This window comes from Leptothrix toolikensis (SeqCode), assembly GCF_057922285.1.
The window spans coordinates 1-13,178 of sequence record NZ_JBYSVC010000068.1 but is presented as its reverse complement, the minus strand read 5'-3'; the positions used below and the strand labels follow the sequence as shown (position 1 = coordinate 13,178).

At 59.3% G+C, this 13,178-nt stretch carries 15 protein-coding genes; all 15 read right to left on the bottom strand.

All coding sequences use genetic code 11. The features are described from left to right. On the bottom strand, positions 1-653 hold a 653-nt coding region (locus AC3VI7_RS09990; RefSeq protein WP_489671492.1), incomplete at its 3' end, for a FimV/HubP family polar landmark protein. Positions 654-723: 70 nt separating this feature from the next. Continuing rightward, a complete protein-coding gene (locus AC3VI7_RS09985) occupies positions 724-1,470 on the bottom strand; it encodes a phosphate/phosphite/phosphonate ABC transporter substrate-binding protein (RefSeq protein ID WP_489669386.1) in 747 nt (248 codons plus the stop codon). After that, on the bottom strand, positions 1,467-1,961 hold the full coding sequence (locus AC3VI7_RS09980; protein ID WP_489669387.1) for a PAS domain-containing protein: 495 nt from the start codon (positions 1,959-1,961) through the stop codon (positions 1,467-1,469). Before AC3VI7_RS09980 ends, AC3VI7_RS09985 begins: the two co-directional genes overlap by 4 nt. 148 nt (positions 1,962-2,109) lie before the next feature. After that, positions 2,110-2,472, bottom strand: a complete 363-nt coding sequence (locus tag AC3VI7_RS09975; protein ID WP_489669388.1) for a roadblock/LC7 domain-containing protein — start codon at positions 2,470-2,472, stop codon at positions 2,110-2,112. A 66-nt stretch (positions 2,473-2,538) separates the two neighbouring features. After that, positions 2,539-3,180: a hypothetical protein gene (locus AC3VI7_RS09970; protein ID WP_489669389.1), complete on the bottom strand. Its 642-nt coding sequence runs from the start codon at positions 3,178-3,180 to the stop codon at positions 2,539-2,541. Between the two features lie 8 nt (positions 3,181-3,188). Continuing rightward, positions 3,189-3,725 (bottom strand): GTP-binding protein, encoded by a 537-nt coding sequence (locus AC3VI7_RS09965; RefSeq protein ID WP_489669390.1) that lies wholly within the window; start codon positions 3,723-3,725, stop codon positions 3,189-3,191. 36 nt (positions 3,726-3,761) lie between these two features. Beyond that, a complete protein-coding gene (locus AC3VI7_RS09960; protein WP_489669391.1) occupies positions 3,762-5,108 on the bottom strand; it encodes a hypothetical protein in 1,347 nt (448 codons plus the stop codon). 202 nt (positions 5,109-5,310) lie between these two features. After that, complete coding sequence (locus AC3VI7_RS09955) at positions 5,311-5,976, bottom strand: hypothetical protein (RefSeq protein ID WP_489669392.1); 666 nt, start codon at positions 5,974-5,976, stop codon at positions 5,311-5,313. A gap of 51 nt (positions 5,977-6,027) precedes the next feature. Beyond that, the gene (locus AC3VI7_RS09950) at positions 6,028-6,411 is read right to left on the bottom strand and encodes a bactofilin family protein (RefSeq protein ID WP_489669393.1); all 384 of its coding nucleotides are present in this window, start codon (positions 6,409-6,411) and stop codon (positions 6,028-6,030) included. 479 nt (positions 6,412-6,890) lie between these two features. Next, on the bottom strand, positions 6,891-7,130 hold the full coding sequence (locus AC3VI7_RS09945; protein ID WP_489669394.1) for a formate dehydrogenase subunit delta: 240 nt from the start codon (positions 7,128-7,130) through the stop codon (positions 6,891-6,893). Between the two features lie 30 nt (positions 7,131-7,160). After that, positions 7,161-8,015, bottom strand: coding sequence for a formate dehydrogenase accessory sulfurtransferase FdhD (gene fdhD / locus AC3VI7_RS09940; protein WP_489669395.1), 855 nt, complete (start codon positions 8,013-8,015; stop codon positions 7,161-7,163). Continuing rightward, positions 7,993-10,878 carry a formate dehydrogenase subunit alpha gene (gene fdhF, locus AC3VI7_RS09935; protein WP_489669396.1) on the bottom strand — a complete coding sequence of 962 codons (2,886 nt, stop codon included), beginning with the start codon at positions 10,876-10,878 and terminating at the stop codon, positions 7,993-7,995. The genes fdhD and fdhF overlap by 23 nt, the downstream gene beginning before the upstream one ends. After that, on the bottom strand, positions 10,875-12,488 hold the full coding sequence (locus tag AC3VI7_RS09930) for an NADH-ubiquinone oxidoreductase-F iron-sulfur binding region domain-containing protein (RefSeq protein WP_489669409.1): 1,614 nt from the start codon (positions 12,486-12,488) through the stop codon (positions 10,875-10,877). Before AC3VI7_RS09930 ends, fdhF begins: the two co-directional genes overlap by 4 nt. An 11-nt stretch (positions 12,489-12,499) precedes the next feature. After that, positions 12,500-13,033, bottom strand: coding sequence for an NAD(P)H-dependent oxidoreductase subunit E (locus AC3VI7_RS09925; protein ID WP_489669397.1), 534 nt, complete (start codon positions 13,031-13,033; stop codon positions 12,500-12,502). A gap of 43 nt (positions 13,034-13,076) precedes the next feature. Beyond that, positions 13,077-13,160 (bottom strand): MFS transporter small subunit, encoded by an 84-nt coding sequence (locus AC3VI7_RS09920; protein ID WP_489671493.1) that lies wholly within the window; start codon positions 13,158-13,160, stop codon positions 13,077-13,079. Between the last annotated feature and the right edge of the window lie 18 nt (positions 13,161-13,178).

Genomic DNA, 13,178 nt, shown 5'->3' with positions numbered 1-13,178 from the left:
GCAACAGCAACAGCAGCAGCAGGTACCGATGAGGCGCTATGCGGAGCGGATGCTGCCACCACCGTGATCGCCGTCGTGCTTGCAGCAGCTGTCACAGAAGTCGCAGCACTCGCAGCACTACTCGCAGGAGCAGAAGCGACCAAAGGTGCCTTGATCAAAGCAACGGGTGCTGACGCTGATGACGCTGGTTTTGTTGTTGGCGCTGCGGCAATCACCACAGGGCCGGAGGATGCCGCTTCTTGCAGGGCATACAACGGTGGCAACTTGCTGTGACTATCTGCGCCCTGTTGACTAGCCACCAAGGCTGAGGCCTTGGCGGAATTTTCAGCTTGCATATCCGCCAAAGTCGGCAGAGTCAACGCAACACCCCTGCGCAAACGACTCAAATGCCCATTGACAAAGGCATCCGGATTGCGCCGCAAGATCGCCACCATGGCTTGGTTACGACTGATCGTCCCCTGCTGCGCACCAGCAACAGCCCGGCCAGCAATATCCCACAGCGTGTCCTTGGCTGTGATGAGGGTCGTACCGGCTTGCTGAGAAGCAGACGCCGAAGCCGATGGCGCGATTGCTGAAGGCTCAGCAGCCAACGTCTGCAAGGAAGCGGCCGCCAGGGCCAGCGCCATCAGGGTGTGCGAGAAGGAGCGTTGCATGGCCTTGGACACATTCACGAAGAGGTAAGGGTGGACAAAAAACGGACCTCATGGTCCATGAGAACGATCATCAGACCGTCAAGGTATCCATCAGATCAATCATGAATTCGGTATCTTCCTGCGTCTGCGCCTCCCAACCCTTCAGCCCCAACGATTCAAGCACTCGCTGTCCTGCCGGGTCGGTATTCATGGCCAACAAAGCCTGGACGAGATGTTCCCGATGGTCCTTGAAGCGTGGGCAGACCAAGAGAACATGGCGCACCACACTGATCTGACTGGTCACCAAGGGCCGCAACTGCTTGCGCACCACTGGACTGAGCCTATCGTAGGCATCTTTGAGAAAATAACCGACATCCGCTTGACCCCGTAGCAAGTTTTTTGCGACCAAGGTGTACGAATTCACCGTTTGCATCTGGGTGTTCTGTGCATTGAGATCCGCTGGCTCCAGCAAGATCTTGCCGATCATGTTGACATCCGGATCATCTGTCGCCGCGACACGTGTCCCCGGCTTGAGATCCTCAACATGCTGAATGGGACTCTCATCGAGCACCGCCACCACAGCTTCATCCGCCTTGCCCATCGGTGCAGCCACTGCCACAAAGCCCTTGTCACGCACCAACATCACAGCATCGAAGGGATTGGCGTAGATCAGATCAACTTTTTCTTCTTCGAAGGCTTTGCGCTGCGCTTCAAAATTATCGTAAAGCTCGAAATGAATACGCACCTCCAGCTTGCGCTGCATCCACGTATTAAAGATGTACCAACCGGCGATGTTATCGGGCGGGAAATCGGGGCTGGCCGTCATATTGAAGGTCATACTTTTTTCTCCTCGACAAGCATACGGGCGTACAACTCGGTGCATTCGTTGATCTTGGTGCGTGACGGCTTGCGTCGCACTGAGGTGTAACCCACCACTTGACCATCGCGAACATTGGGGATCGCGGTGGCGAAAACCCAGTAATAGCAGCCATCCTTACGCAGGTTTTTAACGTAACCCTGCCAAGTGACACCTCGTTCCAACGTGGCCCATAGGTCAGCAAATGCCGCAGCAGGCATGTCGGGGTGCCGCAAAATACTGTGTGGCTGCCCGATAAGCTCTTCACGCGTGAACCCCGACATATCCACAAAAGCCTGATTACCATGGGTAATTACACCCTTGGTATCGGTGCGGGAAACAATCAATTTGCCATCGGGATATGGTACTTCTTGATCAAGGACCAAAACCGTTCGGCAAATACCTTCGTAATAGCACAGCCGATGTTCGCGGTAGGGTCCTTCCGCGAGCTGGACTGGTTCCATGTCTTTCATGATGAACCCTGCGAGAGATGTTATGAGTAGTAGGTGGATGAATTGACCGTGCGTTGGGCTCGTCAGGCGCAGGGATGGGCATGTGCCGGAGAAGAGACCAACAGCCCCAGCACTGCTCCCGTGCAGACGTCAGACGAACACCACCAAGTCAGATGATCTTGCTGATGCTGTCGGCTGCCCGCTTGAGATCGAGAAAGATCAGGCCCAAACGAGCATTGGATTTAAGCAGTGCGGTGATCACGGCATCGGGGCCTGCATGGGCCATCAACACGTAACCACGCTGACCTTTGATCAGCACTTGCTCAAGCTCACCGCGTGCCAACTCCCGAGCCGTGCGATCACCCAGCGAGAGCATGGCAGCACTCATGGCACCCACACGGTCTTCATCCATGCTGGCCGGCAGCAAGGAGGCCATCATCAGGCCATCGGTAGAGAGAACAGCGGAAGCCTCGATATCGGCGGTCGAGCCATTGAGTTCGCTGAGAATCGAGTTGAGAACGTCTGCACGCATGAAAAAGCTCCTTACAGGATAGAGTGGAGGAAGAAGACCATCAAAAGAGAATCGAACACGCCATCATCAAGCTGGCCCACCACCGTAGCGCACACCCAACGACCACACCAAAGTCGTGAAGGCGGATTGGTTGAACCTCGGCAAGCCGCCAACGATCAAAACAAAGTATTCGCTGCCGATATAAAGCGGCCAAAACCCGATTTCAGCGTAACCGCTCGCGTTCACCATGCCCCAACCATCTGTGCGCAAGCGCATGTTGTTGTGCAACAAGCGCGCATGGCGCTCGTGAACACTGGCCAAGTCCGCTGCCAAGGCCGCCAGTTCTTCGGATGTTTCGTGGGCGAAACCGGCCGTACCGAGGTACAAGCCGTTCTTTTCGGCCAAGATCGCGTTGCCTTCATCTGACAACTGCATCAGCAAGGGGTGCAACAAGGCTTCGATGCTGTCGGGTGGAACCCCCACCGGCATGGGTAGTCCTTGGATAAAACCGGAGGACTGGAGACGATAAATGAACTCCAGCGCATCAGCCTCACCCAAAGACATCCATTCCTGCACAAGCGGTACTGACAGCCGGGGCGTCTCCGGTTCGCGCAGCAAACGCTGCAGGAAGTTACGCGCCGGATCGCGTGTGGGACGGCTTGCCGCGTAATACGCCCCTGCGGGCGTCGGGTGCAAGTAGTACTCGCCGGTGAGGGTGTATTGGTCCATGATCGAATTTAGATACCGGGGTCAAGCGACAACAGCAACGACTGCACCAAGGTCGAGACATCCTCGCGCTTGCGTCCATCGACTTCATAGACCGGTGCAGAGAGGTCAAGCTCCTTGAGCTGGGCGACATACTCTTCGATCGTTGGCACGCGGTTGTTGTCCATCTGAGTGATCCCAACCACAAGCCGGGTACTGTCGATGAAGTTGCGAAACGCATTGACGTAGAAGCGCATGTCCTGGAACGGATCAGGCCGCGTGTTGTCGAGCAGCAGAATGATTCCGATCCCACCCTTGGTGAGGATATCCCACATGAAGTTGAATCGTTCCTGCCCTGGGGTGCCATAAAGATGCACCTTCTCGTTGGGTCCGAGTCTGATCATCCCGTAATCAAGCGCCACCGTGGTGTTGGGCTTGCGACGGGTGGTCATGTCAGAGGCTTCCTCCTCGGTCGTGATTGGCTCAATATCGCTGATCGACTTGATCGCGGTGGTTTTGCCTGCTCCGACTGGCCCGGTAAAAATGATTTTGTGGTCTTTGTGAGACATGAGAAAAGTTCCTGGGTCGTGTGATCGCCGTGACGCTTACTTACCCAACCAGTTAAACAGGCGAGTCAGCAAGCCGCGGTTGCCTGGGCCCTTGCGCTTGGCACGGTGAATGTGCGAACCATCTTCTGTCACCAAGTCCAGCTCAAGGGCTGCGTTATAAAACGCAAAGATGTAACGCTGGGGAATTTGCAGCACACGTGCAGTTTCAGAAATGGAGGCTCCTTTGATCGCCCAAGCCGCCGCAATACGCAATGAATGCGGCGTGCGTTGCAGCCGCGTCATGTTGGGCCAATGCTTGAGGTACACCGGCTTGTCCGGATTGACCCCCGTAGGCAAACGTCCACCGGCCGTCTCCATCGCCGCGCGCCACAACAAGGAGTCGGCGCGCAAGACAGCCCCCGAACTCTCAAACCGAGGCCGCATCTTGGCGAAGTCCCCAGCACTGACCACCCGAGTCTTGGGCCGTTTGGTCATGCGTTGACCATAAAGCTGACTCAGCTTGGCTGGATCGAACCCAAGGTACACATGGTTTTGCAACGTATCGACCACCACTGCCCCTTCAGGCAGATCAAATTGGGTCGGCACCCGCCACTTCGCACTGACCAAATAGGCCTCTTTCAAGGCTGCGATCAAATACTGGTTCGGGTCATAACGCAAGGCTGAACTGGAAGCCAGATCGGACGGAGATGCATCCTCACGGGTTCCACACAACAAAGCTTCATCGTGTTTCTCCTGTTGGGAGATGACCAAATCATCCGGTGTGCTTGTGTCGGGTTTTTCAGCCACAGCCACGGGCACAGGAACCTGATGGGGTTTCTGAACGACAGAGGCGGCGACTGGCTCTGGTTGAGAGACCGGCTCCTGATGCAGCGTAGGAGCCGCCGGTGTGGGCTCAACCACGGCGGGCGGAGCTGCCGTAACGAACCGATCAAAGTTGGGTTTGTGCGATTCCACCGGGGGTGGATTCAACACTTGCCGAACAAGACCACCGAAGTCAGGTCGGACAGTGGCACGGGCCGTCTCGACTTGAACTGTTGGCGTCGGAGCCACGGCTTCACGCCGAGTTTCGATCTGTACCAACGGCTCATCCGGCGGAACCGGAGCAACCGGCACAGGCACCGGAGCAATAGCCCGAGGCGGAGGTGCCTCTACCACGACCGGAGGCGCTGGCGGTGCCGCCCGATGCCACTTGCCTGCATTCAAGGCCGCCGAAGCAGCCAACAATGCGGCCGGTGTCACCGGTTTTTGCACCCAAACAGCACCATCGATTTGATGAGGCGTCACCGACAGTGCAATGCCGGGTTTGGCTGTTCGCGCATGAAAATCATGCCATCGCTGCATCGACTCCTGGGTATCGACATCAAACACAGCCGCATCGGCCATGCTCTCTTGGCTTGGAACGAAACTATTGCGGCCGGTGCTCGTGAAGAAGAACTCGAGCACGGCCTGCGTGCGGGGTGGCAGGCTAAGCAGTGCCACCTTCAATCGGTTTTGCGACTTTGAAGAGTCCACGTCAATCGCACTATTGGAAGTTGAATCGGTTTATGGGAGTAAGGGCCTGAGTGGCAAGAAATGGATTTCTCGTCTAGACCCAACCTTCAGGGGCAGCGGCCCCCTGTTCGTGTAATCGCTCAACCATGGCCGCTTGGGCAGCTTCGTCACGGCTGTGTTTGTAAATCAAGAGCAACTCCTTGGCGACAGCGGCATCGGTCGGACTGGCCAGCAACGCACCCTCCAACAACTGCTTAGCGCCATCGAGATCGCCATCATCTAAAAGAGAAATGGCCTGTTCCAGAACGCCGACTTCAGCCACTGCGACCCGTTGCTTCTCCACCAATCGGTTGGTGCCAATCATGGCCGGATCAAGCACTGAGCCTGGGGTACTCGGCAATTGCGCATCGGGGCGCAAGCCCTCTGTGAGGCAGTGCCGGAAAAAAAGCTGATCCTCAGGATCAAGATGCAACGCAACTCGATCCAAGAGTTGTTCACGCAGATGTCGCCCATGGGGACCCAACGCGAGAAAAACATCCAACAAAGCGCCAAAGAGTCGATCAGACAACGGCACCTGGGCCGCTGCCAGCAAGACACGCCTTGTGTGCGCCTCTAAATCCTTCGGGTTCCGACTAACAGCGGCCGTCAAATGCCGCCAAGCATCCAGCGGCGAGCATGTGGTTGTCGGAGCCAACCAGCCTGCCGAAGCAATCGCAAAGGCGGGATCAAACGAGAACTCAACAGGGCGTATGTCTTGCATGGCGTTTGGACTCGTGATTCGTCGTATTGGGGTTTTCAGTGCAGAACAGCTTCAGCCACTCACTTTGTGTTTGACAAGCCGGCCATCAATCACCGATCCGGCTTCCATTTCGAGCGATCCGTAATACACGTCGCCCGACACCTTGGCGCTGGCACGCAACTCAACCAGACCCGTCACGTAGACCGACCCGTCGATTCGACCAAAAACCACCAAATTGGACACTCGCACATCTCCATCGATAAAACCGTGCTCACCCAGCGTAAGCGTACCTGCCTTGACGTCAGAAACGGTGACATCACCTGTAATTTTTCCGTCTATGCGTAATCCGCCGCAAAAAACCACATCTCCAGTCACCGTTGTGTCAGCACCAATCAGGCTATCTACGCGCTGCTGCAAAGGTTCTGCCACTTTTTTTGTGTTTCGTCTGAATAGCATGGCTTTATTGGATCAGATTTCAGGGGCGGGATATTCTTTATTCAACGCAGCTTTGTCATTTCAGATCGCCCCCTGATCTCGCATCAATGAGACGATTGTAGAGAATACAGCCGAAGATTGACCATGAAATAGTCACGTCTATCTGGGTAAAAGTGACAATCATCAGCGTGACATTGGTCACGAATCGTGAGTAGGCCGGTTTTTCTTATCATTCATGAATAGAAAAACAGCGTTGTAAGCACTGCCTAACGACTTGCCGCACAAGAGGATAGGCAGCAAACCAGCCGCTCTAAAGAAGCAATTTGTCACAAAACCCCCGCGTGAGGAACCTATGGAAAAAAGATTAAATATATCCAACAATCTATGTGCCGTTTTGATGCTTACCACACACCTAGTCAGATACACCAAACTTTTATAAAACTACCCGATAAAATCAACCAATACTTGGTAAACATGATCTAAATCATGCAATCCGGGCATCAGCGAGGGTCCAACTGGGAGCGATGTTGCTTAATGGCTTGGTCAACCAAGGGATGAAGGCCATTTTCAGGCTCAGAGCTGCAATCATCCAACCAATCCAGCAATTGACGCCGCATGCGCGGCTCCCAAAATTTTTGAAGATGCGCGGCGATGCCGTCCACGGCCTGCGCACGGTCGGGCATGGCCACGAAAAAATCACCAATCCGATTGGCCATCTGTATCAGATGCTGCACGTCCATCGCGCCAACTCCTTGACAAAACCAGGGGTCTCAGACGGCATCAATCCGTCGAGGATGGGTGTAAATCACTGCGCCTTCATGGCGAACAAAACCGGCCAACGTCAACCCGGCCTGCTCGGCCATGCGTACGGCCAAGGCCGTTGGCGCGGACATCGCCGCCAAAACAGGCATCCGAGCGGTGACGGCCTTATGAACCATCTCAAAACTAGCCCGACTGGTGACCAGAACAAAGCCTTCTCGGCGTGCAGGATCGTCGCCTTTGGCACCTGCCAAAGCACCAATCACCTTGTCGAGCGCGTTGTGTCGGCCCACATCTTCACGCACCAGTTGAACAGCACCGTCGCGATCACACCACGCCGCCGCATGCACCGCCCCCGTTTGACGCTGCAAGCTTTGCTGGGCCAACAAGGTTTCTTGGGCTTTTTGCAAAGCCGCCATGGTGATGCGCACCGGAGCGTTCTCAGCAACGTGCTCAGGATCCAGCGGCCGAGGCGCTTGCACAGCCTCACGGAGGCTGTCTTTGCCACACAAACCGCAGCCGGTTCGACCGGCCAAAACCCGCCGCCGCTCCTTGAGCCGCATGAAGCAACGCAAGGTGACACGCAATTGCAAGGTGATGCCCACCTCAGAGGGTTCCACTTCCAGATCGAGCAGATCGTCAGCGCTATCGATCAGCCCCTCGGTCAAGGCAAACCCTAAGGCGTAGTCTTCTAGGTCAAGCGGGCTGGCAAGCATCACCGCATGCGCCAAACCATTGATCTCGAAAGCCACCGGCACCTCCTCCGCCAGCCAATCCTGCACCTCACGGATCACGCCACCACGCAGGGTCGTGACCTGTGCGGGGGAGGAAGGTGGCGCGAGCTCAAACACCATGCGTGCGCTCATCGAGTAGTTTGTGCTGCGTCTGACTGAACCGCTCGTGATCCGCCTGCCAAGTCGAACGATGCGCTGCCGTGGGCATCACCCGAGCGATCTGCACCGCTGTCACCTTGTATTCAGGGCAATTGGTCGCCCAATCAGAGGAATCGGTGGTGATCACGTTGGCCCCCGACTCGGGGAAATGGAAGGTGGTGTAGACCACGCCCGGCTGAACACGCTCGGTGACGCGCGCGCGCAGCATGGTTTGACCCACTCGACTCTCCAAGCTGACCCACTCGGCGTCTTGAATACCGCGCTCCTCGGCATCAAGCGGATGCATTTCAAGCCGATCCTCGCCGTGCCACGCGCTGTTGGCGGTTCGGCGCGTCTGAGCACCGACGTTGTATTGGCTCAACACCCGGCCGGTGGTGAGGATGAGCGGGAACCGCCGGGTGATCTTCTCGTCGCTGGGCACGTACTGGGTGATGAAGAAACGCCCCAAGCCCCGCACAAAATGCCCCACATGCATGATCGCCGTGCCGGCCTCAGGGGTGCTGTCGTTGCACGGCCACTGCACACTGCCCAAACGCTCGATCTTGTCGAAACTGACCCCGGCAAAGCTGGGCGTCAGGGCGGCAACCTCATCCATGATCTCGCTCGGGTGACGGTAGGCCATCGGATAGCCCAAAGCCTGCGCGAACTTTTGCGTCACTTCCCAATCGGCCAAGCCCGCCAACGGCGGCATGACTTGATGCACGCGGCTGATGCGGCGCTCGGCGTTGGTGAAGGTGCCGTCTTTTTCCAAAAAGGACGAGCCCGGCAAAAACACGTGGGCATACTGCGCGGTCTCGTTCAGGAACAAGTCCTGCACCACCACACAGGCCATCGACGCCAAGGCCGCCGCCACGTGCTGCGTGTTCGGGTCGGACTGCGCGGGATCTTCACCTTGCACATAGAGCGCTTTGAAGCTGCCGTCCAAGGCGGCGTCGAACATGTTGGGGATGCGCAAGCCCGGCTCCGGGTCGAGCGTCACGCCCCAAGCGGACTCAAACAACGCGCGCACCGTCGTGTCCGACACATGGCGATAGCCCGGTAACTCGTGCGGGAAGCTGCCCATATCGCAACTGCCCTGCACATTGTTTTGACCGCGCAGCGGATTCACGCCCACGCCTTCTCGGCCGACCATGCCGCAAGCCATCGCCAAATTGGCAATGCCCATCACCATGGTCGAGCCTTGCGCATGCTCCGTCACACCCAAGCCGTAATAGATCGCGCTGTTGCCACCGCTGCCCCCTTGGGCATACAGCCGCGCCGCACGGCGCACCGCTTCGGCGGGCACGCCGGTGATCTCCGCCGTGGCCTCGGGCGACTGCTCGGGGCGCGCTACAAAATCGCGCCACTCGGCAAAGCTCTTCGGCTCACAACGCTCGGCCACAAACGCTTCGTTGACCCAGCCTTCGGTCACCACCACATGGGCCAAGGCCGTGATCACGGCCACATTGGTGCCGGGCTTGAGTTGCAAATGCACTTCGGCATGAATATGCGGGCTGTCCACCAACTCGATGCGGCGCGGATCCATCACGATCAGCTTGGCCCCTTGACGCAGCCGCTTTTTGAGCCGCGAGGCAAAGACCGGATGGCCTTCACTCGGATTGGCCCCGATCACCAGCGCCACATCGGTGTGCTCGACCGATTTGAAGGTCTGCGTGCCCGCCGAGGTGCCAAAAGTCTGACCCAAACCGTAGCCGGTGGGGGAATGGCACACCCGCGCGCAGGTATCGACGTTGTTGGTGCCCAAGGCCGCCCGAACCAGCTTTTGCACCAGATAGGCCTCTTCGTTGGTGCAGCGGCTCGACGTGATGCCACCCACCGCGTCCCGCCCGTACTCGGCCTGAATCCGCCGGAACTCAGCCGCAGCATGACTGACGGCTTCGTCCCAGCTCACTTCCTGCCATGGATCGCTGATCTTGGCGCGGATCATCGGCTGGGTGATGCGGTCTTTGTGCGTCGCATACCCCCAGGCAAAACGGCCCTTGATGCAGCTGTGGCCCTCGTTGGCTTGGCCGTCTTTCCACGGCACCATGCGCACCACTTGGGCGCCCTTCATCTCGGCCTTGAAGCCGCAGCCCACACCGCAATAGGCGCAGGTCGTGAGGATGCTGTGCTCGGGCTGGCCCAGCTCGATCACGCTTTTTTCCTGCAAAGTCGCCGTCGGGCAAGCCTGCACGCAGGCCCCGCAGGACACGCACTCGCTTTGCATGAACGGCTCATTCATGCCCGGCGAGACCCGCGCTTCGAAACCACGCCCAGAAATCGTCAGCGCAAAGGTGCCTTGCACTTCCTCGCAAGCCCGCACACAGCGGTTGCAGACGATGCATTTGCTGCTGTCAAAGCTGAAGTACGGGTTCGAGGTGTCTTGGGGCAGATCCAAGTGATGCCGCCCCGTCACGCCGGCGACGTTGGTCTCACCCACGCCGTAGCGCACGTTGCGCAAACCCACCACGCCCGCTTGGGTCTGCAACTCGCAGTTGCCGTTGGCGCTGCATGTCAGGCAATCGAGCGGATGGTCGCTGATGTAGAGCTCCATCACCCCCTTGCGCAGCTGTTGCAGTTTGGGGCTTTGAGTGCGCACGGTCATGCCCACCTCGGCCGGGGTGGTGCATGAGGCTGGATAGCCCTTGCGGCCCTCGATTTCCACCAAGCAAAGGCGACACGAGCCGAAGGGCTCCAGCATGTCGGTAGCGCAGAGCTTGGGCACTTGAATGCCAGCATCCACCGCTGCGCGCATCAGCGACGTGCCCTTGGGCACTGTGACGTCAAAGCCGTCGATGCACAGCGTGACCGTCTCGCTGCATGCCACCGCCGGTGTGCCGTGGTCGATGTCTTTCATGTCGCACTCCCCTTCGGGTTCTGACCCAAATCAGCCGCAAAGTCGGCCGGATAGTGATTCAGCGCCGAAAGCACCGGGTACGGCGTCATCCCACCCATGGCGCACAAGCTGCCGTGCAACATGGTGTCACACAGATCGCGCAACAACTCGACCTGCGCGTCACGCTCTGCGGGGCGATCTCGCAGCAAGCGGATGCGGTCGATCACCTCCACCCCACGGGTCGAGCCGATCCGGCACGGGGTGCATTTACCGCAGCTCTCGACCGCGCAAAAAGCCATCGCATAGCGCGCCAGCGCCGCCATGTCCATGCTGTCGTCATGCACCACCACACCGCCATGCCCCAGCACCGCACCGATGGCGGTGTAGGCCTCGTAGTCGAGCGGCACATCCCACTGCTCGGCCGGCACATAGGCCCCCAGCGGCCCGCCCACCTGCACCGCTTTGATGGGCCGCCCCGTGGCGCTGCCGCCGCCAAAGTCAAACAGCAGCTCACGCAAGCTCAGCCCAAACGCTTTCTCCACCAGCCCACCGTGGCGAATGTTGCCGGCCAGCTGGAAAGGCAAGGTGCCACGCGAGCGGCCCATGCCGAAGTCACGGTAAAACGCCGCCCCACGCGCCAAGATCAAGGGCACCGCCGCCAAGGTCAGGACGTTGTTGATCACGGTCGGCTGACCAAACAGCCCGTGAATCGCTGGCAGAGGCGGCTTGGCACGCACCACACCGCGCTTGCCTTCCAAGCTCTCCAACATCGCGGTTTCTTCGCCGCAAACATAAGAGCCCGCGCCCATGCGCACCGCCAAGTCAAAACGCCGCCCCGAACCGGCCACATCGGCCCCGATCCAACCGGCCGCTTGGGCGCGTCGGAGAGCCTCGTTCAACGTCGCCACCGCGTGCGGATACTCCGAGCGCACGTAGATGTAGCCGCGCTCGGCCCCGACTGCCAAGGCGGCAATCACCATGCCTTCGATCAGCATGTACGGGTCGCCCTCCATGACCATGCGGTCGGCAAAGGTGCCCGAATCGCCCTCATCGGCGTTGCAAACCACGTACTTCACGCCCCCGGGCGCGCAGCTTGCAGCCGCCACGGTTTTCCATTTGATGCCCGCTGGAAAGGCCGCCCCGCCCCGCCCGCGCAAGCCCGCATCCAGCACCGCTTGGACGATCACCTCGGGCGCTTGAGTCACCGCCGCTTGCAAGCCGGCCCAGCCGCCATGCGCGGCGTAGTCCTCAAGCGAGAGCGGGTCCGTCACACCGATGCGCGCAAAGGTGAGCCGCTCCTGTCGCGCCAAGTACGGCATCGCAGCCGTCAGCCCGTGGCACAACGGATGGGCAATGCTCGGGTTCGCAGCGCCCTCAGCACCTTCGGCCAGCAGCGCAGGCCACAGATCGGCCACGTCCTCCGGCGCGACCGGCCCGAAGGCCACGCGCCCGTGCGGACCGACCACCTCCACCAGCGGCTCCAGCCAAAACAGGCCCCGCGAGCCGTTGCGGATCAAGTGCAGATCCACCCCATCCGCTTGGGCACGCGCTTGTAAGGCTGCCGCCACCGCATCCGCCCCGACCGCCAAGGCGGCCGAGTCGCAAGGCACGTACAGGGTCATCGAGGTCATCAGGGGCCGACTCATGCAGAGGCTCCTTGTGAAGAGGCCAAGGGCGCAGAAGGTGGCGTCTCGGCCAAGCGATCCAGCAAGGCGGCCAAACGCTGCTGCGTCAGGCGCGCATGGGGCTGGCCGTCGATGGCGATGGCCGGTGAGAGCGCGCACAAGCCCAAGCAATACACCGATTCGACATGGCAGCCGCCGACGCCCTCGGCATGGGCCTTGGCATGCGCCTGCGCTTGGGCGTGCAGGGCCTCGCTGCCGCGACTCAAGCAGGACTCGGCGCGACACACCTGCACCACCGCGCCCAAGACGGGCTGAAGGCGAAAGTGCGGGTAGTAGCTCACCACCCCATGCACCTCGGCCCGCGACAGGTTAAGGGCTTGGGCCAAGGCGACCACCGCCTCAGGCGGCAGCCACCCCAAGCGCTGCTGCACAGCGTGCAGGATGGGCAACAGCGGCCCTTCCTGCCCCGCATGCTCAGCCACCACAGCCAGCACCGTGGCCCGAATCGGGGCCTGCATGGTGTCAGGGGAAAGCTCGGGGCGCACGGTCATGGTGGGGTTCCTTGTCAACGTTGTCAGCTTGATCAGTTCAGCATTATTGGAAGAACTTGCCGACGTTGATCAAGGTTTTGTAGACGCCCCACGCCAAGGGCACACCCACCGCCGTCCAAGCCAGCACCACCCAGATCACGGGCGA

What these genes read in the sequence shown, in the direction of transcription:
- AC3VI7_RS09985 (WP_489669386.1), bottom strand. Translation starts at nt 1,470, where the DNA reads ATGACCTTCAATATGACGGCCAGCCCCGATTTCCCGCCCGATAACATC.
- AC3VI7_RS09980 (WP_489669387.1), bottom strand. Translation starts at nt 1,961, where the DNA reads ATGAAAGACATGGAACCAGTCCAGCTCGCGGAAGGACCCTACCGCGAA.
- AC3VI7_RS09975 (WP_489669388.1), bottom strand. Translation starts at nt 2,472, where the DNA reads ATGCGTGCAGACGTTCTCAACTCGATTCTCAGCGAACTCAATGGCTCG.
- AC3VI7_RS09970 (WP_489669389.1), bottom strand. Translation starts at nt 3,180, where the DNA reads ATGGACCAATACACCCTCACCGGCGAGTACTACTTGCACCCGACGCCC.
- AC3VI7_RS09965 (WP_489669390.1), bottom strand. Translation starts at nt 3,725, where the DNA reads ATGTCTCACAAAGACCACAAAATCATTTTTACCGGGCCAGTCGGAGCA.
- AC3VI7_RS09960 (WP_489669391.1), bottom strand. Translation starts at nt 5,108, where the DNA reads ATGGCCGATGCGGCTGTGTTTGATGTCGATACCCAGGAGTCGATGCAG.
- AC3VI7_RS09955 (WP_489669392.1), bottom strand. Translation starts at nt 5,976, where the DNA reads ATGCAAGACATACGCCCTGTTGAGTTCTCGTTTGATCCCGCCTTTGCG.
- AC3VI7_RS09950 (WP_489669393.1), bottom strand. Translation starts at nt 6,411, where the DNA reads ATGCTATTCAGACGAAACACAAAAAAAGTGGCAGAACCTTTGCAGCAG.
- AC3VI7_RS09945 (WP_489669394.1), bottom strand. Translation starts at nt 7,130, where the DNA reads ATGGACGTGCAGCATCTGATACAGATGGCCAATCGGATTGGTGATTTT.
- fdhD (WP_489669395.1), bottom strand. Translation starts at nt 8,015, where the DNA reads ATGAGCGCACGCATGGTGTTTGAGCTCGCGCCACCTTCCTCCCCCGCA.
- fdhF (WP_489669396.1), bottom strand. Translation starts at nt 10,878, where the DNA reads ATGAAAGACATCGACCACGGCACACCGGCGGTGGCATGCAGCGAGACG.
- AC3VI7_RS09930 (WP_489669409.1), bottom strand. Translation starts at nt 12,488, where the DNA reads ATGACCTCGATGACCCTGTACGTGCCTTGCGACTCGGCCGCCTTGGCG.
- AC3VI7_RS09925 (WP_489669397.1), bottom strand. Translation starts at nt 13,033, where the DNA reads ATGACCGTGCGCCCCGAGCTTTCCCCTGACACCATGCAGGCCCCGATT.